Raw genomic sequence first — 26,568 nt, 5'->3', positions numbered from 1 at the left:
CTGTAAAAATGCAGAGTTGAGGGCTGATTCAGGCGGCATGCCTTAACGTGAGCAGGGTAATAAAGGAACCATAAATGAGCCAAACGATGGCGAATTTAGTCGATGTTCGCGGCGTGAGTTTTTCTCGCGCCAACAGATTGATATTTGATGATATTTCATTGACCGTACCGCGTGGCAAGATCACTGTCATCATGGGGCCGTCCGGGATCGGTAAAACGACCCTGCTGCGCCTCATTGGTGGGCAAATCCCACCCGATCGCGGTGAAATCCTCTTCGATGGCGAAAACATCCCGGAGATGTCACGCTCGCGTCTGTATACTGTCCGCAAACGCATGAGCATGCTCTTTCAGTCGGGAGCCTTGTTCACCGACATGAATGTCTTTGATAACGTGGCCTATCCGCTGCGCGAGCATACCAGCCTACCGCCTGAACTGCTGAAAAGCACGGTGATGATGAAGCTCGAAGCTGTCGGTTTGCGGGGCGCCGCGAAGCTGATGCCTTCGGAACTGTCCGGCGGGATGGCGCGCCGCGCCGCGCTGGCACGCGCCATTGCATTAGAACCTGATTTAATCATGTTCGACGAACCGTTTGTTGGACAGGATCCCATCACGATGGGCGTGCTTGTTAAGCTCATCTCTGAACTGAACAGCGCGCTTGGCGTCACCTGCATTGTGGTATCTCACGACGTACCTGAAGTATTGAGCATTGCCGATTACGCCTATATCGTGGCGGACAAAAAGATCGTCGCACACGGCAGCGCTCAGGCGCTGCAGGAAAATTGCGATCCGCGCGTGCGGCAGTTCCTCGACGGTATTGCCGATGGCCCCGTGCCGTTCCGCTACCCGGCGGGCGACTATCGTGACGATTTACTGGGAATAGGGAGTTAAGCCACTCATGCTGTTAAATGCGTTGGCCGCTCTCGGACACCGTGGCATAAAAACCATCAGGACGTTCGGGCGTGCCGGATTGATGTTATTCAACGCGCTGGTCGGCAAGCCGGAATTCCGCAAGCACGCACCGCTGCTGGTGCGGCAGCTTTATAATGTCGGCGTGCTGTCGATGCTCATCATCATTGTCTCCGGTCTGTTTATCGGTATGGTGCTTGGGCTGCAGGGCTATCTGGTTCTGACAACCTACAGTGCAGAAACCAGCCTTGGGATGCTTGTGGCGCTCTCGCTGCTGCGCGAGCTGGGGCCGGTTGTGGCGGCGCTGCTATTCGCCGGGCGTGCGGGGTCGGCATTAACGGCTGAAATTGGCCTGATGCGTGCGACCGAGCAGCTCTCCAGCATGGAGATGATGGCGGTCGATCCGCTGCGTCGCGTGATCTCGCCGCGTTTCTGGGCTGGGGTGATCTCTTTACCGTTACTGACTATTCTGTTTGTCGCCGTGGGTATATGGGGCGGTTCGCTGGTTGGCGTGCATTGGAAAGGCATTGATGCCGGTTTCTTCTGGTCCGCGATGCAGGACGCCATCGATCTGCGGATGGATCTGGTTAACTGCCTGATTAAAAGCGTGGTATTTGCCATTACGGTCACCTGGATTGCATTGTTCAATGGATACGATGCCATCCCGACGTCGGCGGGCATTAGCCGCGCAACAACACGTACAGTCGTACATTCGTCGCTGGCCGTACTGGGTCTGGATTTTGTGCTCACCGCACTGATGTTTGGGAATTGAGTTCATGCAAACGAGAAAAAATGAAATTTGGGTCGGTGTATTCCTGCTGCTGGCGCTGCTGGCCGCACTGTTTATCTGCCTGAGAGCGGCGGATATCACGTCTGTGCGCACCGAGCCGACGTATCGCATCTATGCCACTTTCGATAACATCGGCGGGCTGAAGGCGCGTTCACCGGTTCGCATCGGCGGCGTGGTGATCGGACGCGTATCTGACATTACGCTTGATGAGAAAACCTATCTGCCACGCGTCGCGATGGATATCGAAGAGCGTTACAACCATATCCCGGACACCAGCTCCCTTTCTATCCGCACTTCCGGCCTGCTGGGCGAACAATATCTGGCGCTTAACGTCGGCTTTGAAGACCCCGAGCTGGGAACGACTATCCTTAAAGACGGTAGCGTCATTCAGGATACGAAATCCGCGATGGTGCTGGAGGATATGATTGGTCAGTTCCTTTACAGCAGTAAAGGGGATGAGAAAAAATCCGACGCTGCCCCAGCGCAGAGCGAAGATCATACCGACGTCGCACCGACGCCAGGTGCTGCGAATTAATATCAGGAGAAGTCATTCATGTTTAAACGACTGTTAATGGTTGCCATGCTGGTCATCGCCCCTCTAACCGCCGCCCACGCTGCGGATCAGAGTAACCCGTACAAACTGATGGACGAAGCGGCGAAAAAGACCTTCGACCGTCTTAAAAACGAGCAGCCTAAAATTCGTGCTAATCCTGATTATCTGCGTGAAGTTGTTGACCAGGAGCTGCTGCCGTACGTGCAGATTAAATATGCGGGTGCGTTGGTGCTGGGACGTTATTACAAAGACGCGACCCCTGCGCAGCGTGATGCCTACTTTGCCGCGTTCCGTGAATACCTGAAACAGGCCTATGGCCAGGCGCTGGCGATGTACCACGGCCAGACCTATCAGATTGCGCCTGAGCAGCCGCTGGGCGATGCGACCATCGTCCCTATCCGTGTGACGATCATCGATCCTAACGGTCGTCCGCCGGTTCGTCTGGATTTCCAGTGGCGTAAAAACAGCCAGACCGGTCACTGGCAGGCGTATGACATGATTGCCGAAGGGGTAAGCATGATCACCACCAAACAGAACGAATGGAGCGACCTGCTGCGCACCAAAGGCATTGATGGCCTGACCGCTCAGCTGCAGTCTATCTCTCGCCAGAAAATTACCTTGGACGAGAAGAAGTAATGTCACAGCAACTCAGCTGGTCGCGTGAAGGCGAGACATTAAAGCTGTCCGGTGAACTGGATCAGGATCTGCTGAACCCACTGTGGGACAAACGCCACGAAGCGATGCAGGGCGTGACGCGTATCGACTTAACCGACGTTACGCGAGTGGATACGGCGGGTGTTGCGCTACTTGCCCATCTGATTGCCGTGGGGAAAAAGCAGGGGACAAGCGTCACTCTTCACGGCGCGAGCGATAATGTCGTGACCCTTGCGCAGCTCTACAATCTCCCTCAGGACGTACTGCCTCGTTAATATTTTCAGTGCGTTACTTCCGAAAGCCCTGACTGTTTCATCGTCGGGGCTTTTTGCTTGTTTAAGACAACGCCACTTTGCTCTAAGATGTTGGGCTTGTTTTCACTATCAGATGATTAAGAGCCCATGGAAAATCATGAAATCCAGACAGTGCTGATGAATGCACTCTCCCTTCAGGAAGCCCACGTCACTGGCGATGGCAGTCACTTCCAGGTTATTGCTGTGGGTGAGATGTTCGACGGTATGAGCCGCGTGAAGAAACAGCAGGCTGTGTACGCGCCGCTGATGGAATATATTGCGGATAACCGCATCCACGCCCTGTCGATTAAAGCGTTCACCCCGCAAGAGTGGGCACGCGATCGCAAACTAAACGGTTTTTGAGCTGAGGGCGACAGGCCCGCAGCACGGTTGAATTTATAAGAGAGCACACAATGGATAAATTTCGTGTACAGGGGCCAACGCGTCTCCAGGGCGAAGTCACAATTTCTGGCGCTAAAAACGCCGCGCTGCCAATCCTCTTTGCTGCGCTGCTGGCTGAAGAGCCGGTAGAAATTCAGAACGTACCGAAGCTGAAAGATATCGACACCACCATGAAGCTGCTCACCCAGCTGGGCACGAAAGTTGAGCGTAACGGTTCCGTCTGGATCGACGCCAGCAAGGTGAACAACTTCTCAGCCCCTTACGATCTGGTGAAAACCATGCGTGCATCCATCTGGGCGCTTGGCCCGCTGGTAGCGCGTTTTGGTCAGGGTCAGGTCTCTCTGCCGGGCGGCTGCGCTATCGGTGCGCGTCCGGTTGACCTGCACATCTTTGGTCTGGAAAAACTGGGCGCCGAGATCAAGCTGGAAGAAGGTTACGTTAAAGCGTCCGTTAATGGTCGTCTGAAAGGCGCGCACATCGTCATGGACAAAGTGAGCGTGGGCGCAACTGTCACCATTATGTCTGCGGCGACGCTGGCAGAAGGTACTACCATCATCGAAAACGCCGCGCGCGAACCGGAGATTGTGGATACCGCCAACTTCCTCGTGGCGCTGGGGGCGAAGATTTCCGGTCAGGGCACCGACCGTATCACCATCGAAGGCGTTGAGCGTCTGGGCGGCGGTGTCTATCGCGTACTGCCGGACCGTATCGAAACCGGGACCTTCCTGGTCGCTGCGGCGATTTCTGGCGGGAAGATTGTTTGCCGCAACGCGCAGCCAGATACCCTGGATGCGGTGCTGGCGAAACTGCGCGATGCGGGTGCGGATATCGAAATCGGCGAAGACTGGATCAGCCTCGATATGCACGGCCAGCGTCCAAAAGCGGTCAATGTGCGTACGGCGCCGCATCCGGCGTTCCCTACGGACATGCAGGCACAGTTCACCCTGTTGAACCTGGTTGCCGAAGGTACTGGCTTCATCACAGAAACCATTTTCGAGAACCGCTTTATGCACGTACCGGAGCTGATCCGTATGGGCGCGCATGCTGAGATCGAAAGTAATACCGTGATCTGCCACGGTGTTGAGAAACTGTCAGGTGCTCAGGTGATGGCAACCGATCTGCGTGCGTCTGCAAGCCTGGTGCTGGCGGGTTGTATCGCGGAAGGTACAACCATCGTGGACCGTATCTATCACATCGATCGTGGTTATGAGCGTATCGAAGATAAACTGCGCGCGCTGGGTGCCAACATCGAGCGTGTGAAGGGCGAGTAATCGTTCCGGCAGCCCCCTGCCAGCAATGACCGGGGGGTTGCTGTTCCTGTCAAAAACGCGTTATTCCTGCGGTTCTCTTTTTACCTTTCTCTGGCGAATCATGCGCGATCTGTCGATAAATTCATGAGTAATGGGATCGTGGTAGCGCGAAGGCCAAATTACCCACGGATGCGTATCCAGCGCCGTCGCGATAATTAACTCTCCCTTGGGCCAGGGGCGGGTGAGGGCGTTTGCCAGAGTTGAAGAACTCAGTCCATGGCGGCGGGACTCTGCTGCCAGTGAAGTGCCTCTTTTGCGCAGTGCGGCAATAATATCAGCCGTGTGCCAGTCGATAAATTTCGTATCCATAACGCCGTCCTTAAGTTCGGATTCACCTACGCCGTTTCTTCTGAAACGACGCGGTTACTATACCCATTTCAACTTCTTGTTCTAAAAAGTTCGCGTTACTTGAAGGGATATTCAGAATAAGACACGGCTTTATTCATGCGGTCTCTAAACCGATGAATTTACATGAACACGGAATTTACAGGTGTGTACTGGAATCTCCCCGCTATCGCTGCGGGGAGAAACAAGGGGATTAACGGTCGCGCTGAACGGCGATGTGAGCAAGACCAATCAGTGCATCGCGCCATGGGCTGTCTGGAATGACCTGAAGCGCTTCGATGGCTTTGTCGGCTTCTTCTTCCGCACGCTGACGCGTCCATTCCAGCGATCCGCAGATAGCCATGGTTTCCAGGACAGGTTCCAGAAGATGGCGGCCATTTCCCTGCTCAATCGCTTCACGGATCATTTTCGCCTGGTCGGCTGTTCCATTGCGCATAGCATGAAGCAGCGGCAGGGTTGGTTTGCCTTCGTTCAGGTCATCGCCCACGTTTTTGCCGAGCGTCTCGCCGTCCGCACTGTAGTCCAGCAAATCATCAATCAGCTGGAATGCCGTACCCAGATAGCGGCCATAGTCCTGCAGGCCTTTTTCCTGTGCTTCGGTACAGTCAGCCAGAATGCCGGAACACTGTGCAGCCGCTTCAAACAGGCGCGCAGTTTTGCTGTAGATGACGCGCATGTAGTTTTCTTCGGTAATGTCAGGGTCGTTGACGTTCATCAGCTGCAGCACTTCGCCTTCAGCAATGACGTTTACGGCTTCGGACATCACTTCCAGCACTTTCAGTGAGCCCAGGCTGGTCATCATCTGGAAGGCACGGGTATAGATAAAATCCCCCACCAGGACGCTGGCTGCGTTTCCGAAAGCGGCGTTTGCCGTGGCTTTGCCACGACGCATATCCGATTCATCCACAACATCGTCATGCAGAAGCGTGGCCGTGTGAATAAATTCGATGAGCGCTGCGATAGTGATGTGAGCATTTCCCTGATAGCCAACGGCTCTGGCAGCCAGAATAGCAATCATCGGACGAATGCGTTTACCGCCGCCGCTGACGATGTAATAGCCCAACTGATTGATCAGCTGAACGTCAGAGTTGAGTTGCTCCAGGATTGCTGCATTCACACCCGCCATATCTTGCGCGGTTAACTCGTTGATTTTTTCTAAATTCATCGCAAAAGCCGGGCTTTTTATCCTGTTGATCCCATCTTCAATGGGGTAACGAAGGGTTTCGGTTTATCAATAGTAGTGCTGATTGTACTGAAAAAACGGCACAGATAAACGTTACCGTACGTGTTGTGTTTTTTTTCTTCATGTATTGACGGTAGCACTTGTCAAAGGCTCGCGTTTTGCGTAATATTCGCGCCCTATTGTGAATATTTATAGCGCACTCTGATTCATACGAGGACGTGCGCGGAAGCGGAGTTTATATGTACGCGGTTTTCCAAAGTGGTGGTAAACAACACCGAGTAAGCGAAGGTCAGACCGTTCGCCTGGAAAAGCTGGACATCGCAACTGGCGAATCTGTTGAGTTCGCAGAAGTTCTGATGATCGCAAACGGTGAAGAAGTCAAAATCGGCGTTCCTTTCGTTGATGGCGGCGTTATCAAAGCTGAAGTTGTTGCACACGGTCGTGGCGAGAAAGTTAAAATCGTTAAGTTTCGTCGTCGTAAGCACTACCGTAAGCAGCAGGGCCACCGTCAGTGGTTCACTGATGTGAAAATTACTGGCATCAGCGCCTAAGACCTGAGGAGAGATTTAAATGGCACATAAAAAGGCTGGCGGCTCCACACGTAACGGTCGCGATTCAGAAGCTAAACGTCTTGGCGTTAAGCGTTTCGGTGGCGAATCCGTTCTGGCGGGTAGCATCATCGTTCGTCAACGTGGTACCAAATTCCACGCTGGCAACAACGTAGGTTGCGGTCGTGACCACACTCTGTTTGCTAAAGCAGACGGTAAAGTGAAATTTGAAGTTAAAGGCCCGAACAACCGTAAATACATCAGCATCGTTGCTGAGTAAGGTTTTCTCGGTCCGGTAACGGATTAAAGCCCCGCAACCTGTTGCGGGGCTTTTTACATTGGAAACCCGGTAATTTTTTCTGTAGGGAAAACGGGCATGAAGCAGCAGGCCGGCATTGGTATTCTTTTGGCGCTCACTACCGCAATGTGCTGGGGTGCGCTGCCAATTGCAATGAAGCAGGTTCTGGAAGTGATGGAGCCGCCTACGGTGGTCTTTTATCGCTTTCTGATGGCAAGCATCGGCCTCGGGGCCATTCTGGCTATCAAAGGTAAGCTTCCACCCTTGCGGCTTTTCCGCAAACCGCGCTGGCTGGTATTGCTGGCTATCGCGACGGGCGGTCTGTTCGGTAACTTCATCCTGTTCAGCTCTTCCCTGCAATATCTCAGCCCCACGGCGTCGCAGGTGATAGGTCAGCTTTCACCGGTGGGCATGATGGTCGCCAGCGTCTTTATCCTCAAGGAAAAGATGCGTGGTACGCAGATTATCGGGGCGAGCATGCTGCTGTGCGGTCTGGTGATGTTCTTCAACACCAGTCTGATAGAGATTTTCACCCGCCTGACGGATTACACATGGGGTGTAATTTTTGGTGTGGGGGCAGCAACGGTCTGGGTGAGCTATGGCGTCGCACAAAAGGTGTTATTGCGTCGTCTTGCCTCACAGCAGATCCTCTTTTTACTGTACACTTTGTGTACAATAGCATTGCTGCCATTAGCAAAGCCGGGTGTGATTTCCAAGCTTAGCGACTGGCAACTGGCGTGCCTCATTTTTTGTGGGCTGAACACGCTGGTCGGTTATGGCGCGCTGGCCGAAGCGATGGCGCGCTGGCAGGCAGCACAGGTGAGCGCGTTAATTACGCTTACTCCGCTGTTTACGCTGTTATTTTCAGATTTGTTATCAATGGCCTGGCCCGATGTCTTCGTCAGACCGATGCTCAACCTGTTGGGCTATCTCGGTGCGTTTGTCGTGGTTGCGGGCGCGATGTATTCCGCCATTGGTCATCGTCTTTGGGGACGTTGGCGCAAAAATGAAGCGGTTGTAGTAGTCCCCCGCTCAGGCGAATGAGTTACGGAGAGTAAAATGAAGTTTGTTGATGAAGCGACGATCCTGGTCGTGGCTGGTGATGGCGGCAATGGTTGCGTGAGCTTCCGCCGTGAAAAGTATATCCCACGTGGCGGTCCTGACGGCGGCGACGGCGGGGATGGTGGTGACGTGTGGCTGGAGGCGGATGAGAACCTCAACACGCTGATCGACTACCGTTTCGAAAAATCCTTCCGCGCTGAACGTGGCCAAAACGGCCAGAGCCGTGACTGTACCGGGAAACGCGGTAAAGACGTCACCATTAAAGTTCCGGTCGGTACGCGCGTGATTGACCAGGGTACCGGTGAAACCATGGGTGACATGACCAAACACGGTCAGCGCCTGATGGTGGCGAAAGGCGGCTGGCACGGTCTGGGTAACAGCCGTTTCAAATCTTCCGTTAACCGTACGCCGCGTCAGAAAACGATGGGTACGCCGGGCGATAAGCGCGACCTGCAGCTGGAGCTGATGCTTCTGGCAGACGTGGGCATGCTGGGTATGCCAAACGCCGGTAAATCGACGTTCATTCGCGCCGTCTCCGCGGCCAAGCCAAAAGTGGCAGACTATCCGTTTACCACGCTGGTACCAAGCCTGGGCGTTGTCCGTATGGATAATGAAAAGAGCTTTGTGGTTGCCGATATTCCGGGTCTGATTGAAGGCGCTGCGGAAGGCGCGGGTCTGGGTATTCGCTTCCTGAAACACCTTGAGCGTTGCCGCGTGCTGCTGCACCTTATCGATATCGATCCTATCGACGGTTCCGATCCGGTTGAAAACGCCCGCATTATCATCGGTGAGCTGGAAAAATACAGCGAAAAACTGGCGAATAAACCACGCTGGCTGGTCTTCAACAAGATCGACCTGATGGACAAAGCCGAAGCGGAAGCGAAAGCGAAAGCGATTGCTGAAGCAATGGGTTGGGAAGATAAATACTACCTGATCTCTGCGGCAAGCCAGGTTGGCGTGAAAGATCTGTGCTGGGATGTGATGACCTTCATCATTGAGAACCCCATTGTTCAGGCGGAAGAAGCGAAGCAGCCTGAAAAAGTCGAATTCATGTGGGATGACTACCACCGTCAGCAGCTCGAAGAGCTGGAAGCGGAAGAAGATGATGAAGACTGGGACGATGACTGGGATGAAGACGACGAAGAAGGCGTCGAGTTCATCTACAAGCACTAATATCTGTCCAAAGCCCCCATTATGGGGGCTTTTTTTATTCCAGCGTTGCGGGCAGCCAGCAGCTGGCGATCAAACCACCTTCAGAGCCATTCTCAAGCGTCAACCTGCCGTGGTGGAGTTGCACGATGCGCTGCACGATACTCAGGCCCAGACCGCTGCCACCGTAGCGCTGGTCAAGACGGCGGAATGGCTCGGTAATTGACTGTCGGTGCGCTTCATCAATACCGGGCCCCTGATCGATCACGCTAATCTGCGTTCCCCCGTCGACCCCGGTTAATGTCACTGTAATCGTTGTCCCTGCCGGGCTGTAGCGCCCGGCATTCTCCAGCAGGTTGCGCAGCATCAGACGCAGGAGCACGGCGTCTCCCTGAACCGTGAGCGCGCTTTTAGCGGGCCAAATCACCGTATGCTCTTTGGCTTCATGGCCCAGGCCGAGAGGTTCAATGATATTTTCAGTCCAGCTCACGGTTTCGTAGTGTCCGCTGGCCATTGCCTGTCCGGCACGGGCCAGCATCAGCAGCTGCTCAACGGTATGCATGAGCTGATCGATACGGCTAATTAACGTCGCGGCCTGTGGTGCGCCTGACTGCGCCATAAGCTCCAGATGAAGCCGGATACCGGCAAGGGGCGTTCGAAGCTCGTGTGCGGCGTCAGCGGTGAAGAGACGCTCCTGCTGAATAGTATTGTCCAGCCGGGCGAGCAGCTGGTTCAGGGAGGTTGTAACCGCACCTATTTCTTCCATGTCGGAATACATAGGAAGCGGAGTTAAGTTATCCGCCGAACGGTTAGCCAGGCTGTCACGCAGTTTATTCAGCGGTCGGGTTATCCAGGTGACCGCCCAGAATGAAAACAGGAGTGTGAAACCGACCATCACCAAAGAAGGTACGAGAAGGGAAGCAATCGCCTCGCGGATCTCTTTTTCGACATGGTTATTGCGGGCTTTTGCCGACAGCGTTTCATTCACCAGAAAACCAATCTGCTCACGGCTTTCATGCCATAGCCAGATAACGCTTATCAGCTGGAAAAACAGGAGAATCACCGCCAGCAGCACCATCAAACGCCGACGCATGCTGTTCATTTCTGGCTCTCCAGACGGTAGCCGACGCCGCGAACGGTTTTGATCCTGTCTTTGCCGAGTTTACGCCGCAGGTTATGGATGTGGACCTCAAGGGTATTTGAGCCGGGATCGTCCTGCCAGGAATAAATATCCTGCTGGAGCGTTTCTCTGTGTACCGTTTGCCCGCTGCGCATGATCAGACGCGTAAGCAAGGCGAACTCTTTTGGCGTCACCTCTACGGCCTGATCCTGGCGCAGTACCTGCTGGGTTTGCAAATTCAGCGTAATATCGCCGTCGGTCAGTAAGTTATCACTATGGCCCAGATAACGGCGAATCAACGCTCGCACTCGCGCCTGCAGCTCCGCAAGCGCAAAAGGCTTCACCAGGTAATCATCTGCGCCTGCGTCGAGGCCGGTTATACGATCCTCAATGGCATCGCGTGCCGTCAGGATCAATACCGGGTTGGCGATACCGCGACGTCGCCACTGACTGAGCAGCGTGGCGCCGTCTTTATCTGGCAAGCCCAAATCGAGGATCACCAGGCTGTATTCCCCGCTCTGGATCAGAGAGTCCGCCTCCGCTGCGGTGCCAGCGCAGTCGAGAGCATAGCCTTCATTGGCCAGCCCCAGCGCCAGCCCTTCCTGCAATAACAGATCGTCTTCAACTATAAGTAGTTTCATCGCTAGTTATTCTGGTAGATGTCCTTATAGAGCCTGCTTTCGAAGCGAACAAGCGGAATACGACGATTGCGCTGGTCGGCCGGTTCGACGGCATAGCCGGAAAGATACTGCACGAATGCCATGCGTTGTCCGCTGGCCGTAGTGATAAAGCCTGCAAGGTTGTAAACCCCCTGCAGCGAGCCTGTCTTAGCGGATACTTTGCCATCCACGCCGGCAGCGTGAAGCCCGGCGCGATACTGCAGCGAACCGTCATGCCCGGCCAGCGGCAGCATTGAAATAAAGTTTAGCTCAGTGTCATGCTGTGCAATGTACTGAAGCACCTGCATCATCGTGGCCGGCGAGATCAAATTATGACGCGATAATCCGGAGCCATCGACGGCGATGGTATTGCCCAGCTCGATCCCGGCCTGCTGGCGTAGGATCTGACGAACGGCGTCTGAACCCGCGCGCCAGGTGCCCGGCACGCCGAAACGCGCGTGGCCAATCATGCGGAACACGGTGTCGGCAATCATGTTGTCAGACTTTTTCAGCATGATTCGCAGTAAATCGTGCAGCGGCGGAGACTGTTTGCTGGCGATGACCGTGCCGGGCTGGTTGACCTGCGTCTGGCGAAGCAGCGTGCCGGTGTAGGTTATGCCCGCTTGTTTCAGTTCATCTTTCAAAATGGCACCCGCATAGCTTGCACCATCCTGTATCGCAAAGGCCAGCGGCAGCGGATCGGCGCGCTGCGTCAGGCAGCCGGTAAGCGTGAAGCGGTTAAGATCCCCTGGCACGACGTCCAGCTCACAATATTGCGCATCCGGGGAGCCTTTCGCCAGCGTGCGGACCTGGCTGAACATGGTGACCGGGTAGTAGGACGCTATACGGATAAACGCTAAATCATCCGGCTTTGGCGCGCTGTAAAGCGAAACCGAGAAGCAGTTACGGTCAACGATTGCTGCGGCGGGCGGGGCGCTAAAACATTGTGTCATGTCGTTCCACGGCCAGCCTGGGGCTTTATCGTGGCTGGCAAAGATGGATGTGTCGATCAGCACATTGCCATCAATTTTCTGCACGCCAGATTTTTTCAGTACCGCAACCATATTGCGGATATCCTGGCGCTTAAAGGTCGGATCGCCGCCAAAACGGGCGATAAGATCGCCTTTCAGTGCGCCACCCTCGACGTTACCTTTGGTCTCGAGTGTGGTCGTAAAACGGAAATCAGGGCCGAGCTGGAGCAGGGCGGCGAGGGCGGTGATCACCTTTTGGGTACTGGCAGGCAGCGCCATCTGTTGACTGTGATAGTCAATCTCGGGAGCCTGTGCGCCAACCTTCTGCACCATCAGGGCGAGGTTCGCGCCTGCGGGGAGCTGATTAATGTACTCATCAACATTCGCGGCCTGGGCGGTGAACGTTATACTGGTAGTCAATCCGATGATAAATCTGGAAAATCGCATAATCTCGCGCTAACAACCCGAAAACAAACCGTCATACTACGGTGCATGGCACTGCAAAGTAAACGATGACCCATAGTGAACTTCGCGGTAAAATGCGTATCAAACTGAAAAATTGCTGCTGACCTGGGGCATTGCTCCCGGGTCGGTTTTCTTTTTGCTTCTTGCCCGCTTAGGGGGGCAGGAGCAGGGAACACTGCTCCCAACAGGAATGTTTAAGAGGTATAACAAATGCAAGCTATTCCGATGACCTTACGTGGTGCCGAAAAACTGCGCGAAGAGCTGGATTTTCTGAAATCCGTGCGTCGCCCTGAAATCATCGCCGCTATCGCGGATGCGCGCGAGCATGGCGACCTGAAAGAGAATGCTGAATACCACGCCGCGCGTGAGCAGCAGGGCTTCTGTGAAGGGCGTATTAAAGATATCGAAGCAAAACTGTCCAATGCACAGGTTATCGATATCACCAAAATGCCTAACAACGGGCGTGTGATCTTTGGTTCTACCGTTACCGTGCTGAACCTGGACAACGACGAAGAGCAGACCTATCGCATCGTGGGTGATGATGAAGCTGACTTCAAACAGAACCTGATTTCAGTGAACTCTCCGATTGCTCGCGGCCTGATTGGCAAAGAGCAGGACGATGTTGTCACCATCCGCACCCCTGGCGGTGAAGTGGAATACGAAATTATCAAGGTTGAATACCTGTAATTCGCTTCTCTACTAAGATGTTGATACATTGTAAAGAAAAGAAAAAGGCCGCATAGCGGCCTTTTATCAACTCAAGGAGCATGGCATTTTGCTCGCCTGCTGACAGAAATCCCTCGTTTCACACAGAAAATGTGTTTGATTCAGGATATCCTTAGCGTGGCAGCGAGATTTTACGCTCTTTAGATGGGCGGTAGAGCACCAGCGTTTTACCGATGACCTGTACATTACAGGCGCCGGTTTCGCGCACGATGGCTTCCACGATCAGGTTTTTAGTGTCTCTGTCTTCAGAGGCGATTTTCACCTTGATCAGCTCGTGGTGTTCCAGCGCTTGTTCAATCTCGGCAAGCACCCCTTCGGTCAAACCATTGTTGCCAAGCATCACTACAGGCTTGAGCGGATGTGCCAGACCTTTAAGGTGCTGTTTTTGTTTAGTACTCAGATTCATCGTATATTTTTGCTTACGTTGGGATTGAAAACGGTTCATTCTACCGCCATCTCCCTTATATCGCCAAATAGCTGCGTAGAAATTTACGTCACAGGCAGGTAACGATGAACCAGGACGGAAATGTTAAATGACAGGTAAAAAGCGTTCTGCCAGCTCCAGCCGCTGGCTTCAGGAACACTTTAGCGATAAATATGTTCAACAGGCACAGAAAAAGGGGTTGCGTTCCCGTGCCTGGTTTAAACTTGATGAAATACAGCAAAGTGACAAACTTTTTAAGCCGGGGATGACGGTTGTTGACCTCGGTGCGGCACCTGGCGGATGGTCCCAGTATGCGGTAACGCAGATCGGCGGAACGGGCCGAATCATCGCGTGCGATCTTTTACCAATGGATCCCATCGTCGGTGTCGACTTCCTTCAGGGCGACTTTCGTGATGAATTAGTGCTGAAAGCGTTACTTGATCGTGTAGGTGACAGTAAGGTCCAGGTTGTCATGTCAGATATGGCACCAAATATGTGCGGAACACCGGCGGTGGATATCCCCCGCGCCATGTATCTGGTGGAGCTAGCGTTAGAAATGTGTCGTGATGTACTAGCGCCTGGTGGTAGTTTTGTTGTGAAGGTGTTTCAGGGCGAAGGTTTCGAGGAGTATCTTAAGGAAATTCGCTCCCTGTTTGCGAAGGTTAAAGTTCGTAAGCCGGACTCTTCCCGGGCCCGTTCCCGAGAAGTGTATATTGTAGCGACCGGGCGAAAATGATAACCGGTAGATTTCAGGCGAAAGTTTGAATGAAACTGGATATAGAGTATCCTGACGCTGTTTTTAACACAGTTGTAATATGAGGTTAATCCCTTGAGTGACATGGCGAAAAACCTAATACTCTGGCTGGTCATTGCCGTTGTGCTGATGTCAGTATTCCAGAGCTTTGGGCCCAGCGAGTCGAATGGCCGCAAGGTGGATTATTCTACCTTCCTGCAGGAGGTCAATCAGGACCAGGTTCGCGAAGCGCGTATCAACGGACGTGAGATCAACGTTACCAAGAAAGATAGTAACCGTTACACGACTTACATCCCGGTGAACGATCCTAAGCTGCTTGATAACCTTCTGACCAAAAACGTCAAGGTGGTAGGTGAGCCGCCAGAAGAACCAAGCCTGCTGGCTTCTATCTTCATTTCCTGGTTCCCGATGCTGCTTCTTATTGGCGTCTGGATCTTCTTTATGCGCCAGATGCAGGGCGGCGGTGGCAAAGGTGCCATGTCGTTCGGTAAGAGCAAGGCGCGTATGCTGACGGAAGACCAGATCAAGACTACTTTCGCTGACGTCGCCGGTTGTGACGAAGCGAAAGAAGAGGTGGGTGAACTGGTTGAATACCTGCGTGAACCGAGCCGTTTCCAGAAGCTGGGCGGTAAGATCCCGAAAGGCGTGCTGATGGTTGGCCCTCCGGGTACCGGTAAAACCCTGCTGGCGAAAGCCATCGCAGGTGAAGCGAAGGTGCCGTTCTTTACTATTTCAGGTTCTGACTTCGTCGAAATGTTTGTGGGTGTCGGTGCATCTCGTGTGCGTGACATGTTCGAGCAGGCCAAGAAGGCAGCACCGTGCATTATCTTCATCGATGAAATCGACGCCGTGGGCCGCCAGCGTGGCGCAGGCCTGGGCGGTGGTCATGATGAACGTGAACAGACGCTGAACCAGATGCTGGTTGAGATGGACGGCTTCGAAGGTAACGAAGGTATCATCGTTATCGCGGCGACTAACCGTCCTGACGTACTTGACCCTGCGCTGCTGCGTCCAGGCCGTTTCGACCGTCAGGTTGTTGTGGGTCTGCCGGACGTTCGCGGCCGTGAACAGATTCTGAAAGTTCACATGCGTCGCGTACCGCTGGCGCCAGATATCGACGCGGCAATCATTGCGCGCGGTACTCCTGGCTTCTCCGGTGCTGACCTGGCGAACCTGGTCAACGAAGCAGCTCTGTTTGCCGCTCGCGGTAACAAGCGCGTCGTATCGATGGTGGAGTTCGAGAAAGCGAAAGACAAAATCATGATGGGTGCGGAACGTCGCTCTATGGTGATGACGGAAGCGCAGAAAGAGTCCACGGCATACCACGAAGCGGGTCACGCGATTATCGGTCGCCTCGTGCCGGAACACGATCCGGTGCATAAAGTGACGATTATTCCGCGCGGTCGTGCGCTGGGTGTGACCTTCTTCCTGCCTGAAGGAGACGCGATCAGCGCCAGCCGTCAGAAGCTGGAAAGCCAGATTTCGACCCTGTACGGCGGTCGTCTGGCAGAAGAGATTATCTACGGTGTGGAACATGTTTCTACCGGTGCGTCCAACGACATTAAAGTTGCGACAAACCTGGCGCGTAACATGGTGACGCAGTGGGGCTTCTCCGACAAACTCGGTCCGCTGCTGTATGCAGAGGAAGAGGGTGAAGTATTCCTGGGCCGTTCTGTGGCTAAAGCGAAACATATGTCCGATGAGACGGCACGTATCATCGATCAGGAAGTAAAATCTCTGGTAGAGCGTAACTACGCACGTGCACGCCAGATCCTGACCGACAATATGGACATCCTGCATTCGATGAAAGATGCGCTCATGAAATATGAGACCATCGATGCACCGCAGATTGACGACCTGATGGCGCGCCGTGAAGTGCGTCCGCCAGCGGGCTGGGAAGACCCAGGCGCTTCCAATAATTCTGACAACAATGGCACCCCGCGTGCGCCGCGTCCGGTTGATGAACCGCGTACGCCAAACCCGGGCAACACCATGTCAGAACAGTTGGGCGATAAGTAAGCCACTGCTGTTGAAGCGTTTGTCTGTAACTCAAACCCTGGAGCTTGCTCCGGGGTTTTTCATTTCTGTTTAACGATATAGATACCAGGGATTTCGCCATGAAATTATTCGCTCAGGACTCGCATCTCGATCTTTCACATCCCCATGTGATGGGGATCCTGAATGTTACCCCTGACTCTTTCTCAGACGGCGGCACGCATAACACGCTTATCGAGGCGGTTAAGCACGCGAATTTAATGATTAATGCGGGCGCCACCATTATTGACGTGGGCGGCGAATCGACGCGTCCTGGTGCGGCGGACGTGTCTGTGGAAGAAGAGCTGGCGCGCGTGGTGCCGGTGGTTGAAGCTATCGCGCAGCGGTTTGAAGTATGGATCTCCGTTGATACCTCTAAACCCGAAGTGATTCGTGAAGTGGCGAGAGTGGGCGCTCACATTATCAATGATATTCGTTCACTCACCGAGCCTGGCGCACTGGAGGCCGCGGCAGAGACCGGGTTACCGGTATGCCTGATGCATATGCAGGGTCAGCCGAAAACCATGCAGGAAGCACCGAAGTATGATGATGTCTTTGCCGACGTGAATCGCTTCTTTATTGAACATATTGCGCGCTGCGAACGTGCAGGTATCCCAAAAGAGAAATTGTTGCTCGACCCGGGGTTCGGTTTCGGTAAAAATCTCTCCCACAATTATGCGTTGCTCGCGCGCTTATCGGAATTCCATCACTTTGACCTGCCGCTGCTGGTGGGGATGTCGAGAAAGTCGATGATTGGGCAGTTGCTGAACGTGGGGCCGAGCGAACGCCTGAGCGGCAGCCTGGCCTGCGCGGTGATTGCGGCGATGCAGGGCGCGCACATTATTCGTGTCCATGACGTCAAAGAAACAGTAGAAGCCATGCGTGTGGTGGAAGCCACACTGGCAGCGAAGGAAAACAAACGCTATGAGTAATCGTAAGTATTTTGGTACCGATGGTATCCGTGGGCGTGTAGGCGATGCTCCCATCACCCCTGATTTTGTCCTGAAGCTCGGCTGGGCTGCTGGCAAAGTGCTGGCGCGTCATGGTTCCCGTAAGATCATTATCGGTAAAGACACCCGTATTTCCGGCTATATGCTGGAGTCAGCGCTGGAAGCGGGTCTGGCGGCGGCTGGACTGTCCGCGTCCTTTACGGGCCCAATGCCGACACCTGCAGTCGCGTATCTGACGCGTACCTTCCGTGCGGAAGCGGGGATTGTTATCTCAGCTTCTCACAACCCGTTCTACGACAACGGCATTAAATTCTTCTCCATTGACGGCACCAAGCTCCCGGATGACGTGGAAGAAGCCATTGAAGCCGAAATGGAAAAAGAGATCACCTGCGTTGATTCCGCAGAGCTGGGTAAAGCGAACCGTATCGTTGATGCGGCGGGCCGTTATATCGAATTCTGTAAAGGCACCTTCCCGAATGAGCTGAGCCTGGCTCACCTCAAAATTGTGGTGGACTGTGCTAATGGCGCGACCTATCACATCGCCCCGAATGTCTTCCGCGAACTGGGTGCGAAAGTCATCACCATTGGCTGCGAGCCGGATGGTCTGAACATTAACGAGCAGGTGGGGGCAACTGACGTTCGTGCCCTGCAGGCGCGTGTTCTGGCAGAGAAAGCCGACCTGGGCATTGCGCTGGACGGCGACGGTGACCGCGTGATCATGGTCGACCACGAAGGTAACAAGGTCGACGGCGATCAGATCCTCTACATCATTGCCCGTGAGGGCCTGCGTCAGGGCCAGCTGCGCGGCGGTGCGGTGGGTACGCTGATGAGTAACATGGGCCTGGAACTGGCGCTGAAACAGCTCGGTATTCCGTTTGTCCGCGCGAAAGTGGGTGACCGCTATGTGCTGGAAAAATTGCAGGAGAAGGGCTGGCGCATCGGCGCAGAAAACTCGGGTCACGTGATCCTGCTCGATAAAACCACCACCGGTGACGGTATCGTGGCCGCGCTGCAGGTGGTTGCCGCGATGGCGCGCAACCATATGAGCCTGCACGATCTGTGCAGCGGGATGAAAATGTTCCCACAGATCCTGGTTAACGTACGCTTCACTGCCGGTAAAGGCGATCCGCTGGAAAACGAGAACGTCAAAGCGGTGATGGCTGACGTTGAAGCGGCCCTGGGCAATCGTGGTCGCGTGCTGCTGCGTAAGTCCGGTACTGAACCGCTGATCCGCGTGATGGTGGAAGGTGAAGACGAAGCGCAGGTAACCGAATTTGCACACCGTATTGCGGATGCTGTGAAAGCTGCATAATTGTGCACGCTAAATGTATAAAAAGGCGGCTTTTGTCGCCTTTGTTTTAAGCAATTAATGGCTTTTTGCTGTTTTTTTCCGCAGTTGATACAATGCGTCAAAAATGCCCTTGCGAAGGTCATTCGCTTTGGTTAGTATTCACACCCGCTTCAGTGGGAAACAAAAATCCTGCTAAATGGTCGAAGCATTGGTATGCGGCAAATCCGCAAGGAACAGGTTGATTATGTACGAAGCTCTTTTAGTTGTTTTCCTTATTGTAGCCATCGCTCTCGTAGCGCTGATTATGCTGCAGCAAGGTAAAGGCGCTGATATGGGAGCCTCCTTCGGAGCAGGCGCTTCCGGTACGCTGTTCGGTTCAAGTGGTTCTGCGAACTTCATGACCCGCACAACGGCGATTCTGGCTACGCTGTTCTTCATCATCAGCCTTGTGCTTGGCAATATCAACAGCAACAAGACCAGCAAAGGAAGCGAGTGGGAAAATCTGAGCGCGCCAGCGAAAACTGAGCAGACTCAGCCAGCTGCACCGGCTAAGCCGACCAGCGATATCCCGCACTAAGTATTCTGTACCGAGGTGGTGGAATTGGTAGACACGCTACCTTGAGGTGGTAGTGCCCTAACGGGCTTGTGGGTTCGAGTCCCATCCTCGGTACCAATATTCCAGAAGAAAGACGTCGAAAGGCGTCTTTTTTTTCGTCTGCATATTCTGAGGTGTGGTTTTGTAGGCCCGGTAAGCGCAGCGCCACCGGGCAAAATGACGGGTGACGCTGCGTTTACCCGCCCTGCGAAAGTCCACAAAAAAGGCGTCCATAGGACGCCTTTTGCACGTTATATCAGCGATTACTTCTTATCGCTGTGCTCCAGGTTTTCAACCTGCGGCAGACCGTTACCGGAATTCGCGGAGAGCAGGCCATTCTCAACATAGTTGAACAGCTTCTCGCGGGTATCGGTGATGTCCAGGTTACGCATAGTCAGCTGACCGATACGATCGTCCGGCGAGAACACGGATTCACCTTTCTCCATGGTCAGACGCTCTGCTTTATAGGTCAGGTTGTCAGACACGGTGTTCAGGATGGAGTAGTCGTTACCGCGACGCAGTTCCAGCGTTACTTCACCGGTGATTGCGCTTGCCACCCAACGCTGCAGCGCATCGCGCAGCATCAGCGCCTGTGGATCGAACCAGCGGCCCTGATACAGCAGTTTACCCAGCTGACGGCCATGAGAGTGATACTGCTCAATGGTGTCTTCGTTGTGAATGCCGGTCAGCAAACGCTCGTAAGCGATGTGCAGCATCGCCATTCCCGGGGCTTCATAGATGCCGCGGCTTTTCGCTTCGATGATGCGGTTTTCAATCTGATCGCTCATACCCAGACCGTGACGACCGCCAATACGGTTCGCTTCCAGCATCAGCTCAACATCATCAGAGAAGGTTTTACCGTTTAGCGCAACCGGATGGCCGCGTTCAAAACGTATGGTCACTTCTTCAGCCTGGATCTTCACGTTCTCGTCCCAGAACTTCACGCCCATGATCGGGTTAACGATCTTCACGCTTGAGTTCAGGAATTCCAGGTCTTTCGCTTCGTGCGTCGCACCCAGCATGTTGGAGTCAGTGGAGTAAGCTTTCTCGACAGACATCTTATAGTCGAAACCGCAGGCGATCATAAACTCGGACATCTCATGACGGCCACCCAGCTCGTCGATGAAGTCGGTATCCAGCCACGGCTTGTAGATCTGCAGTTCGGCGTTGGTCAGCAGGCCATAACGATAGAAACGCTCAATATCGTTGCCTTTATAGGTACTGCCGTCACCCCAGATGTTGACGCCGTCTTCTTTCATCGCCGCAACCAGCATGGTGCCGGTGACCGCACGGCCCAGCGGGGTGGTGTTGAAATAGGTCAGGCCGCCGGTGGTGTTATGGAACGCACCGCACTGAATAGCCGCGATACCTTCAGCGACCAGTTGCTTACGGCAGTCAATCAGGCGCGCGTTCTCTGCACCATACTCTTTAGCGCGACGAGGAATGGCATCATAGTCGTCCTCATCCGGCTGACCCAGGTTCGCGGTATAGGCGTACGGAACCGCTCCCTTCTGGCGCATCCACAGTAGTGCAGCGCTGGTATCCAGGCCACCTGAGAAAGCGATGCCAATACGTTGTCCAACCGGAAGATGCTTGAGAATAGTCGTCATAGAATAAAACCCTGCTTGATTGACTGATTAGAGACCGCTTTCGCTCTCTTGTGCATTTTTATGCAAAATAAGTGAGTATTCATTTAATCATCTTTTGGCGAAGACCGGAAGAGAGTCGTGCGTTTTTTGTAAAAATTTTGGTCTAATTGATCTGGCGGAAGTTGGGTTGACAGGTGGGGTCAACTATCAATATACTAAACGCCGATTTTACGTCCCGTCTTCGGTACCAAATCCCAGCATTATTTGCAAATTCTGTCCAAAACGCGTAGAATTTGCCACGTTTCAGGCGCGGGGTGGAGCAGCCTGGTAGCTCGTCGGGCTCATAACCCGAAGGTCGTCGGTTCAAATCCGGCCCCCGCAACCACTTTCCCATAAAGTTCTTTTTCAAATATACTGTGAAGACTTAGAGCCTTCGTAGCTGGATTTGAAAAAATTCTTTCGGAAAGTGCTCCAGGCCACAGTTGTGGCTATAGGGTTCAGTTATCTAAAGCCCCGATTTATCGGGGTTTTTTGTTATCTGACTACAGAATAACTGGGCTTTACGCCCTTTTTTTATGTCTTGGGGGTGGGCTTGTCCACATTAGAGCAAAAATTAACAGAGATGATTACTGCACCGGTCGAAGCACTGGGCTACGAACTGGTCGGCATCGAATTCGTTCGCGGCCGTACATCGACGCTGCGCATCTATATTGATAGTGAAGATGGCATCAATGTTGATGATTGTGCTGATGTCAGCCACCAGGTGAGTGCGGTTCTTGATGTTGAAGACCCGATTACCGTTGCGTACAACCTGGAAGTTTCCTCACCTGGCCTCGATCGCCCGATGTTCACGGCCGAGCACTATGTGCGCTTTACCGGTGAAGAAGTGGCTCTCGTTCTGCGTATGGCCGTACAGAACCGCCGTAAATGGCAGGGAATTATCAAAGCCGTTGATGGTGAAATGATCACGGTGACAGTCGAAGGCAAAGATGAAGTGTTCGCGCTGAGTAATATCCAGAAGGCGAACCTGGTTCCCCACTTTTAACAGTCTGGATTGAGGTGAAAAGCCCGCGATGAACAAAGAAATTTTGGCTGTTGTTGAAGCCGTCTCCAACGAGAAATCACTGCCGCGTGAGAAGATTTTCGAAGCGCTGGAAAGTGCACTGGCTACAGCAACCAAGAAAAAATACGAACAAGAGATCGATGTTCGCGTAGAAATCGATCGTAAAAGCGGTGACTTCGATACATTCCGTCGTTGGGTAATCGTTGAAGAAGTGACCCAGCCGACCAAAGAGATCACGCTGGAAGCCGCCCGTTTTGAAGACGAAAGTCTGAACGTGGGTGACTACGTTGAAGATCAGATCGAATCTGTGACCTTCGACCGTATCACCACGCAGACCGCTAAACAGGTTATCGTGCAGAAAGTGCGCGAAGCCGAGCGCGCGCTGGTTGTCGATCAGTTCCGCGATCAGGAAGGCGAGATCATCACCGGTGTGGTGAAGAAAGTGAACCGCGACAACATCTCCCTCGAGATCAAATCCGAAGGGTTGCCGGGTAACGCTGAAGCCGTGATCCTGCGTGAAGATATGCTGCCGCGTGAAAACTTCCGTCCAGGCGACCGTATTCGCGGTGTTCTGTACGCCGTTCGCCCTGAAGCGCGTGGTGCACAGCTGTTCGTGACCCGTTCTAAACCAGAAATGCTGGTAGAACTGTTCCGTATCGAAGTGCCGGAAATCGGTGAAGAAGTTATCGAAATTAAAGCGGCGGCTCGCGATCCGGGCTCCCGTGCGAAAATTGCGGTGAAAACCAACGACAAGCGTATCGACCCGGTCGGTGCTTGCGTCGGTATGCGCGGTGCGCGCGTTCAGGCAGTTTCTACTGAGCTGGGCGGCGAACGTATTGATATCGTTCTGTGGGATGACAACCCGGCGCAGTTCGTGATCAACGCAATGGCTCCAGCTGATGTGGCGTCTATCGTTGTTGACGAAGACAAACACACCATGGATATCGCTGTTGAAGCGGGCAACCTGGCGCAGGCAATCGGCCGTAACGGTCAGAACGTACGCCTGGCGTCACAGCTGAGCGGCTGGGAACTCAACGTAATGACCGTTGATGACCTGCAGGCTAAGCATCAGGCTGAAGCCCATGCGGCGATCGATACCTTCACTAAATACCTGGATATTGACGAAGACTTCGCCACTGTTCTGGTTGAAGAAGGATTCTCTACGCTGGAAGAACTGGCCTATGTGCCAATGAAAGAGCTGCTGGAAATTGACGGTCTGGATGAACCAACCGTTGAAGCCCTGCGTGAACGCGCTAAAAACGCACTGACCACCCTGGCGCTGGCTCAGGAAGAAAGCCTTGGCGATAAGAAGCCGGCTGATGACCTGCTGAATCTGGAAGGTCTTGATCGTGCGATTGCGTTCAAGCTGGCTGCCCGTGGTGTTTGTACGCTGGAAGATCTCGCTGAGCAAGGCGTTGATGACCTGGCTGATATCGAAGGTTTAACCGACGAGAAAGCCGGCGAGCTCATCATGGCCGCACGTAATATTTGCTGGTTTGGCGACGAAGCGTAATAAACTGTAGCAGGAAGGAACAGCATGACTGATGTAACTGTAAAATCGCTGGCTGCTGAGATTCAGACCTCCGTGGACCGCCTGGTACAGCAATTTGCTGATGCAGGGATCCCGAAGTCCGCTGATGACTCGGTGACCGCGCAAGAAAAACAAACCTTGTTAACGCACCTGAACCGTGAACACGGTTCTACGCCTGACAAGTTAACGCTGCAGCGCAAAACGCGCAGCACGTTAAACATCCCTGGTACCGGTGGCAAAAGCAAATCGGTACAAATTGAAGTCCGCAAGACGCGCACCTTTGTAAAACGTGATCCGCAAGAGGCAGAACGCCTTGCCGCGGAAGAGCAGGCACAGCGTGAAGCGGAAGAACAAGCTCAGCGTGAGGCGGAAGCAGCCGCCAAACGTGAAGCAGAATTAAAAGCTGAACGTGAGGCCGCAGAAAAAGCGAAACGCGACGCAAGTGATAAAGTGAAGCGTGACGCTGCGGAAAAAGACAAAGTGAGCAATCAACAGACAGACGAAATGACCAAAACCGCCCAGGCTGAAAAAGCCCGCCGTGAAAATGAAGCTGCCGAGCTGAAGCGTAAAGCGGAAGAAGAAGCCCGCCGTAAGCTGGAAGAAGAAGCTCGCCGCGTCGCCGAAGAAGCGCGCCGCATGGCAGAAGAAAACGAGAAGAATGGTGTGAATACCGTTGAGCCGACTGAAGACACCAGCGACTATCACGTGACCACTTCTCAGCATGCGCGTCAGGCTGAAGATGATAACGACCGTGAAGTAGAAGGCGGCCGTGGCCGTGGTCGTAATGCAAAAGCAGCGCGTCCGGCGAAAAAAGGCAACAAGCACGCTGAATCCAAAGCTGACCGTGAAGAAGCACGCGCTGCTGTTCGCGGCGGTAAAGGCGGCAAGCGTAAAGGTTCCGCGCTGCAGCAGGGCTTCCAGAAGCCGGCTCAGGCAGTTAACCGTGACGTCGTGATTGGCGAAACCATTACCGTTGGCGAACTGGCGAACAAGATGGCGGTTAAAGGCTCTCAGGTCATCAAAGCAATGATGAAGCTGGGTGCCATGGCGACCATCAACCAGGTCATCGATCAGGAAACCGCACAACTGGTTGCTGAAGAGATGGGCCACAAAGTTATCCTGCGTCGTGAAAACGAGCTGGAAGAAGCAGTAATGAGCGACCGTGACACAGGTGCTGCGGCTGAACCGCGTGCACCGGTTGTGACCATCATGGGTCACGTTGACCACGGTAAAACCTCTCTGCTTGACTACATTCGTTCTACTAAGGTTGCCTCTGGTGAAGCGGGTGGTATTACCCAGCACATCGGTGCTTACCACGTAGAAACTGACAACGGTATGATCACCTTCCTGGATACTCCGGGCCACGCCGCGTTTACCTCAATGCGTGCTCGTGGTGCTCAGGCGACGGATATCGTTGTTCTGGTTGTTGCTGCAGACGACGGCGTCATGCCGCAGACCATCGAAGCTATCCAGCACGCGAAAGCAGCAGGTGTGCCGGTTGTGGTTGCAGTGAACAAGATCGATAAGCCAGAAGCGGATCCCGATCGTGTTAAAAACGAACTTTCCCAGTACGGTATTCTGCCGGAAGAGTGGGGCGGCGAAAGCCAGTTCGTACACGTGTCTGCGAAAGCGGGTACCGGTATCGACGAACTGCTGGACGCGATCCTGCTGCAGGCCGAAGTTCTGGAGCTGAAAGCCATCCGTAACGGTATGGCGAGCGGTGCGGTTATCGAATCCTTCCTGGATAAAGGACGTGGCCCGGTTGCTACCGTTCTGGTTCGCGAAGGTACGCTGCATAAAGGCGATATCGTTCTGTGCGGTTTCGAATACGGTCGCGTTCGTGCGATGCGTAACGAACTGGGTCAGGAAGTGCTGGAAGCAGGTCCGTCCATTCCAGTGGAAATCCTGGGTCTGTCCGGTGTTCCGGCTGCCGGTGACGAAGTGACCGTGGTGCGTGACGAGAAGAAAGCGCGTGAAGTGGCACTCTATCGTCAGGGTAAATTCCGTGAAGTTAAACTGGCTCGTCAGCAGAAATCTAAACTCGAGAACATGTTTGCCAACATGACCGATGGCGAAGTTCACGAAGTGAACATCGTTCTGAAAGCCGACGTTCAGGGTTCTGTGGAAGCGATCTCCGACTCCTTGCTGAAACTGTCTACCGACGAAGTGAAAGTGAAGATCATCGGTTCTGGCGTAGGTGGTATCACCGAAACCGACGCGACCCTGGCTGCTGCCTCCAACGCTATCCTGGTTGGCTTCAACGTTCGTGCGGATGCATCCGCGCGTAAAGTGATTGAAGCTGAAAGCCTGGATCTGCGCTACTACTCCGTCATCTATAACCTGATCGACGAAGTGAAAGCAGCGATGAGCGGCATGCTGTCTCCTGAGCTGAAACAGCAGATCATCGGTCTGGCTGAAGTACGTGACGTGTTCAAATCACCGAAATTCGGTGCGATCGCGGGCTGTATGGTTACCGAAGGTAACATCAAGCGTCACAACCCAATCCGCGTACTGCGTGACAACGTGGTTATCTACGAAGGCGAGCTGGAATCCCTGCGCCGCTTCAAAGATGACGTTAACGAAGTCCGTAACGGCATGGAATGTGGTATCGGCGTGAAGAACTACAACGACGTTCGCGTTGGCGATATGATCGAAGTGTTCGAGATCATCGAAATTCAGCGTACCATCGCTTAATCTTCGTCGGCTTTTGGGCCGCCACTGCGTTGGCTGCGCTCGTTCACCCCGGTCACATAGTTATCTATGCTCCCGGGGATTCACGAGCTTGCCGCCTTGTTGCAACCCAAAATCCTTAGAAGATTAACTAGCGTAGGCCGGGTAAGCGAAGCGCCACCCGGCAATAATTTTAAAAGGGGCTTTTAGCCCCTTTTTTGTCTGGAGAATTTA

At 53.7% G+C, this 26,568-nt stretch carries 27 protein-coding genes and 2 tRNA genes; 22 read left to right on the top strand and 7 right to left on the bottom strand.

Annotated elements, in window-relative coordinates:
- Positions 1–74 precede the first annotated feature (74 nt).
- The 7 genes from mlaF to murA all read left to right on the top strand — a co-directional run bounded on the left by mlaF (position 75) and on the right by murA (position 4,868).
- On the top strand, positions 75–887 hold the full coding sequence (gene mlaF, locus SPG90_RS15090) for a phospholipid ABC transporter ATP-binding protein MlaF (protein WP_126303136.1): 813 nt from the start codon (positions 75–77) through the stop codon (positions 885–887).
- A 7-nt stretch (positions 888–894) separates the two neighbouring features.
- Positions 895–1,677, top strand: coding sequence for a lipid asymmetry maintenance ABC transporter permease subunit MlaE (gene mlaE, locus SPG90_RS15085; RefSeq protein ID WP_010436044.1), 783 nt, complete (start codon positions 895–897; stop codon positions 1,675–1,677).
- A gap of 4 nt (positions 1,678–1,681) precedes the next feature.
- Positions 1,682–2,230, top strand: a complete 549-nt coding sequence (mlaD, locus tag SPG90_RS15080) for an outer membrane lipid asymmetry maintenance protein MlaD (protein ID WP_023309352.1) — start codon at positions 1,682–1,684, stop codon at positions 2,228–2,230.
- 18 nt (positions 2,231–2,248) lie between these two features.
- A complete protein-coding gene (gene mlaC, locus SPG90_RS15075; RefSeq protein ID WP_029739617.1) occupies positions 2,249–2,884 on the top strand; it encodes a phospholipid-binding protein MlaC in 636 nt (211 codons plus the stop codon).
- Positions 2,884–3,177 (top strand): lipid asymmetry maintenance protein MlaB, encoded by a 294-nt coding sequence (mlaB, locus tag SPG90_RS15070; protein WP_045355401.1) that lies wholly within the window; start codon positions 2,884–2,886, stop codon positions 3,175–3,177. Before mlaC ends, mlaB begins: the two co-directional genes overlap by 1 nt.
- Before the next feature lie 126 nt (positions 3,178–3,303).
- The gene (gene ibaG / locus SPG90_RS15065) at positions 3,304–3,558 is read left to right on the top strand and encodes a BolA family iron metabolism protein IbaG (RefSeq protein ID WP_008501458.1); all 255 of its coding nucleotides are present in this window, start codon (positions 3,304–3,306) and stop codon (positions 3,556–3,558) included.
- 50 nt (positions 3,559–3,608) lie between these two features.
- Positions 3,609–4,868: a UDP-N-acetylglucosamine 1-carboxyvinyltransferase gene (murA, locus tag SPG90_RS15060; RefSeq protein ID WP_023309349.1), complete on the top strand. Its 1,260-nt coding sequence runs from the start codon at positions 3,609–3,611 to the stop codon at positions 4,866–4,868.
- A 60-nt stretch (positions 4,869–4,928) separates the two neighbouring features.
- Here the strand turns inward: murA and sfsB are convergent, their stop codons facing one another.
- Together sfsB and ispB are read right to left on the bottom strand one after the other, a co-directional pair.
- Positions 4,929–5,216 carry a DNA-binding transcriptional regulator SfsB gene (sfsB, locus tag SPG90_RS15055; RefSeq protein ID WP_023309348.1) on the bottom strand — a complete coding sequence of 96 codons (288 nt, stop codon included), beginning with the start codon at positions 5,214–5,216 and terminating at the stop codon, positions 4,929–4,931.
- Between the two features lie 229 nt (positions 5,217–5,445).
- A complete protein-coding gene (ispB, locus tag SPG90_RS15050; protein ID WP_045355402.1) occupies positions 5,446–6,417 on the bottom strand; it encodes an octaprenyl diphosphate synthase in 972 nt (323 codons plus the stop codon).
- Positions 6,418–6,674: 257 nt separating this feature from the next.
- On the opposite strand from ispB, the gene rplU reads away from it, so the two are divergent.
- The 4 genes from rplU (at position 6,675) to cgtA (ending at position 9,516) form a co-directional block, all read left to right on the top strand.
- Positions 6,675–6,986 carry a 50S ribosomal protein L21 gene (rplU, locus tag SPG90_RS15045; RefSeq protein WP_003025032.1) on the top strand — a complete coding sequence of 104 codons (312 nt, stop codon included), beginning with the start codon at positions 6,675–6,677 and terminating at the stop codon, positions 6,984–6,986.
- A 19-nt stretch (positions 6,987–7,005) separates the two neighbouring features.
- Positions 7,006–7,263 (top strand): 50S ribosomal protein L27, encoded by a 258-nt coding sequence (rpmA, locus tag SPG90_RS15040; protein ID WP_004385076.1) that lies wholly within the window; start codon positions 7,006–7,008, stop codon positions 7,261–7,263.
- Between the two features lie 96 nt (positions 7,264–7,359).
- Positions 7,360–8,325, top strand: a complete 966-nt coding sequence (locus tag SPG90_RS15035) for a DMT family transporter (RefSeq protein ID WP_047173365.1) — start codon at positions 7,360–7,362, stop codon at positions 8,323–8,325.
- Positions 8,326–8,340: 15 nt separating this feature from the next.
- Positions 8,341–9,516 (top strand): Obg family GTPase CgtA, encoded by a 1,176-nt coding sequence (gene cgtA, locus SPG90_RS15030; RefSeq protein WP_023333597.1) that lies wholly within the window; start codon positions 8,341–8,343, stop codon positions 9,514–9,516.
- Between the two features lie 34 nt (positions 9,517–9,550).
- On the opposite strand, the gene pmrB is transcribed toward cgtA, so the two are convergent.
- From pmrB to dacB, 3 genes are read right to left on the bottom strand one after another with little or no spacing between them, the layout of a single operon-like run.
- Entirely contained in the window at positions 9,551–10,594 is a 1,044-nt protein-coding gene (gene pmrB, locus SPG90_RS15025; protein ID WP_045403533.1) for a two-component system sensor histidine kinase PmrB, read from the bottom strand.
- On the bottom strand, positions 10,591–11,253 hold the full coding sequence (pmrA, locus tag SPG90_RS15020; protein ID WP_047173366.1) for a two-component system response regulator PmrA: 663 nt from the start codon (positions 11,251–11,253) through the stop codon (positions 10,591–10,593). Before pmrA ends, pmrB begins: the two co-directional genes overlap by 4 nt.
- 2 nt (positions 11,254–11,255) lie before the next feature.
- Positions 11,256–12,689, bottom strand: a complete 1,434-nt coding sequence (gene dacB, locus SPG90_RS15015) for a serine-type D-Ala-D-Ala carboxypeptidase (protein ID WP_045403530.1) — start codon at positions 12,687–12,689, stop codon at positions 11,256–11,258.
- A gap of 228 nt (positions 12,690–12,917) precedes the next feature.
- On the opposite strand from dacB, the gene greA reads away from it, so the two are divergent.
- A complete protein-coding gene (gene greA, locus SPG90_RS15010; RefSeq protein WP_014171793.1) occupies positions 12,918–13,394 on the top strand; it encodes a transcription elongation factor GreA in 477 nt (158 codons plus the stop codon).
- A 151-nt stretch (positions 13,395–13,545) separates the two neighbouring features.
- On the opposite strand, the gene yhbY is transcribed toward greA, so the two are convergent.
- A complete protein-coding gene (gene yhbY, locus SPG90_RS15005; protein WP_003861814.1) occupies positions 13,546–13,839 on the bottom strand; it encodes a ribosome assembly RNA-binding protein YhbY in 294 nt (97 codons plus the stop codon).
- Between the two features lie 127 nt (positions 13,840–13,966).
- On the opposite strand from yhbY, the gene rlmE reads away from it, so the two are divergent.
- The 6 genes from rlmE to SPG90_RS14975 all read left to right on the top strand — a co-directional run bounded on the left by rlmE (position 13,967) and on the right by SPG90_RS14975 (position 19,559).
- Positions 13,967–14,593 carry a 23S rRNA (uridine(2552)-2'-O)-methyltransferase RlmE gene (gene rlmE / locus SPG90_RS15000; protein ID WP_003861812.1) on the top strand — a complete coding sequence of 209 codons (627 nt, stop codon included), beginning with the start codon at positions 13,967–13,969 and terminating at the stop codon, positions 14,591–14,593.
- Between the two features lie 102 nt (positions 14,594–14,695).
- Positions 14,696–16,630 carry an ATP-dependent zinc metalloprotease FtsH gene (ftsH, locus tag SPG90_RS14995; RefSeq protein ID WP_029739626.1) on the top strand — a complete coding sequence of 645 codons (1,935 nt, stop codon included), beginning with the start codon at positions 14,696–14,698 and terminating at the stop codon, positions 16,628–16,630.
- Between the two features lie 98 nt (positions 16,631–16,728).
- On the top strand, positions 16,729–17,577 hold the full coding sequence (folP, locus tag SPG90_RS14990) for a dihydropteroate synthase (RefSeq protein WP_023309340.1): 849 nt from the start codon (positions 16,729–16,731) through the stop codon (positions 17,575–17,577).
- The gene (gene glmM, locus SPG90_RS14985) at positions 17,570–18,907 is read left to right on the top strand and encodes a phosphoglucosamine mutase (RefSeq protein ID WP_023309339.1); all 1,338 of its coding nucleotides are present in this window, start codon (positions 17,570–17,572) and stop codon (positions 18,905–18,907) included. The genes folP and glmM overlap by 8 nt, the downstream gene beginning before the upstream one ends.
- Positions 18,908–19,130: 223 nt before the next feature.
- Positions 19,131–19,463, top strand: coding sequence for a preprotein translocase subunit SecG (secG, locus tag SPG90_RS14980; protein ID WP_023309338.1), 333 nt, complete (start codon positions 19,131–19,133; stop codon positions 19,461–19,463).
- Positions 19,464–19,472: 9 nt separating this feature from the next.
- A tRNA-Leu gene (locus SPG90_RS14975) sits at positions 19,473–19,559 on the top strand.
- A 185-nt stretch (positions 19,560–19,744) separates the two neighbouring features.
- Here SPG90_RS14975 and argG read toward each other — a convergent pair.
- Positions 19,745–21,091, bottom strand: coding sequence for an argininosuccinate synthase (argG, locus tag SPG90_RS14970; protein WP_126303134.1), 1,347 nt, complete (start codon positions 21,089–21,091; stop codon positions 19,745–19,747).
- A gap of 287 nt (positions 21,092–21,378) precedes the next feature.
- Here argG and SPG90_RS14965 point away from each other — a divergent pair.
- The 4 genes from SPG90_RS14965 (at position 21,379) to infB (ending at position 26,358) form a co-directional block, all read left to right on the top strand.
- A tRNA-Met gene (locus SPG90_RS14965) sits at positions 21,379–21,455 on the top strand.
- A gap of 207 nt (positions 21,456–21,662) precedes the next feature.
- The gene (gene rimP / locus SPG90_RS14960; protein WP_014833432.1) at positions 21,663–22,115 is read left to right on the top strand and encodes a ribosome maturation factor RimP; all 453 of its coding nucleotides are present in this window, start codon (positions 21,663–21,665) and stop codon (positions 22,113–22,115) included.
- A gap of 28 nt (positions 22,116–22,143) precedes the next feature.
- Positions 22,144–23,646, top strand: coding sequence for a transcription termination factor NusA (gene nusA / locus SPG90_RS14955; RefSeq protein WP_003861798.1), 1,503 nt, complete (start codon positions 22,144–22,146; stop codon positions 23,644–23,646).
- Between the two features lie 24 nt (positions 23,647–23,670).
- Positions 23,671–26,358, top strand: a complete 2,688-nt coding sequence (gene infB / locus SPG90_RS14950; RefSeq protein ID WP_023309335.1) for a translation initiation factor IF-2 — start codon at positions 23,671–23,673, stop codon at positions 26,356–26,358.
- Positions 26,359–26,568: the final 210 nt, after the last annotated feature.

Source organism: Enterobacter sp. D2, from assembly GCF_034427575.1.
Taxonomy (GTDB): Bacteria; Pseudomonadota; Gammaproteobacteria; order Enterobacterales; family Enterobacteriaceae; genus Enterobacter; species Enterobacter cloacae_M.
Note: the sequence above shows the minus strand (reverse complement) of the source record. Positions and strands in the feature narration are given on the sequence as shown.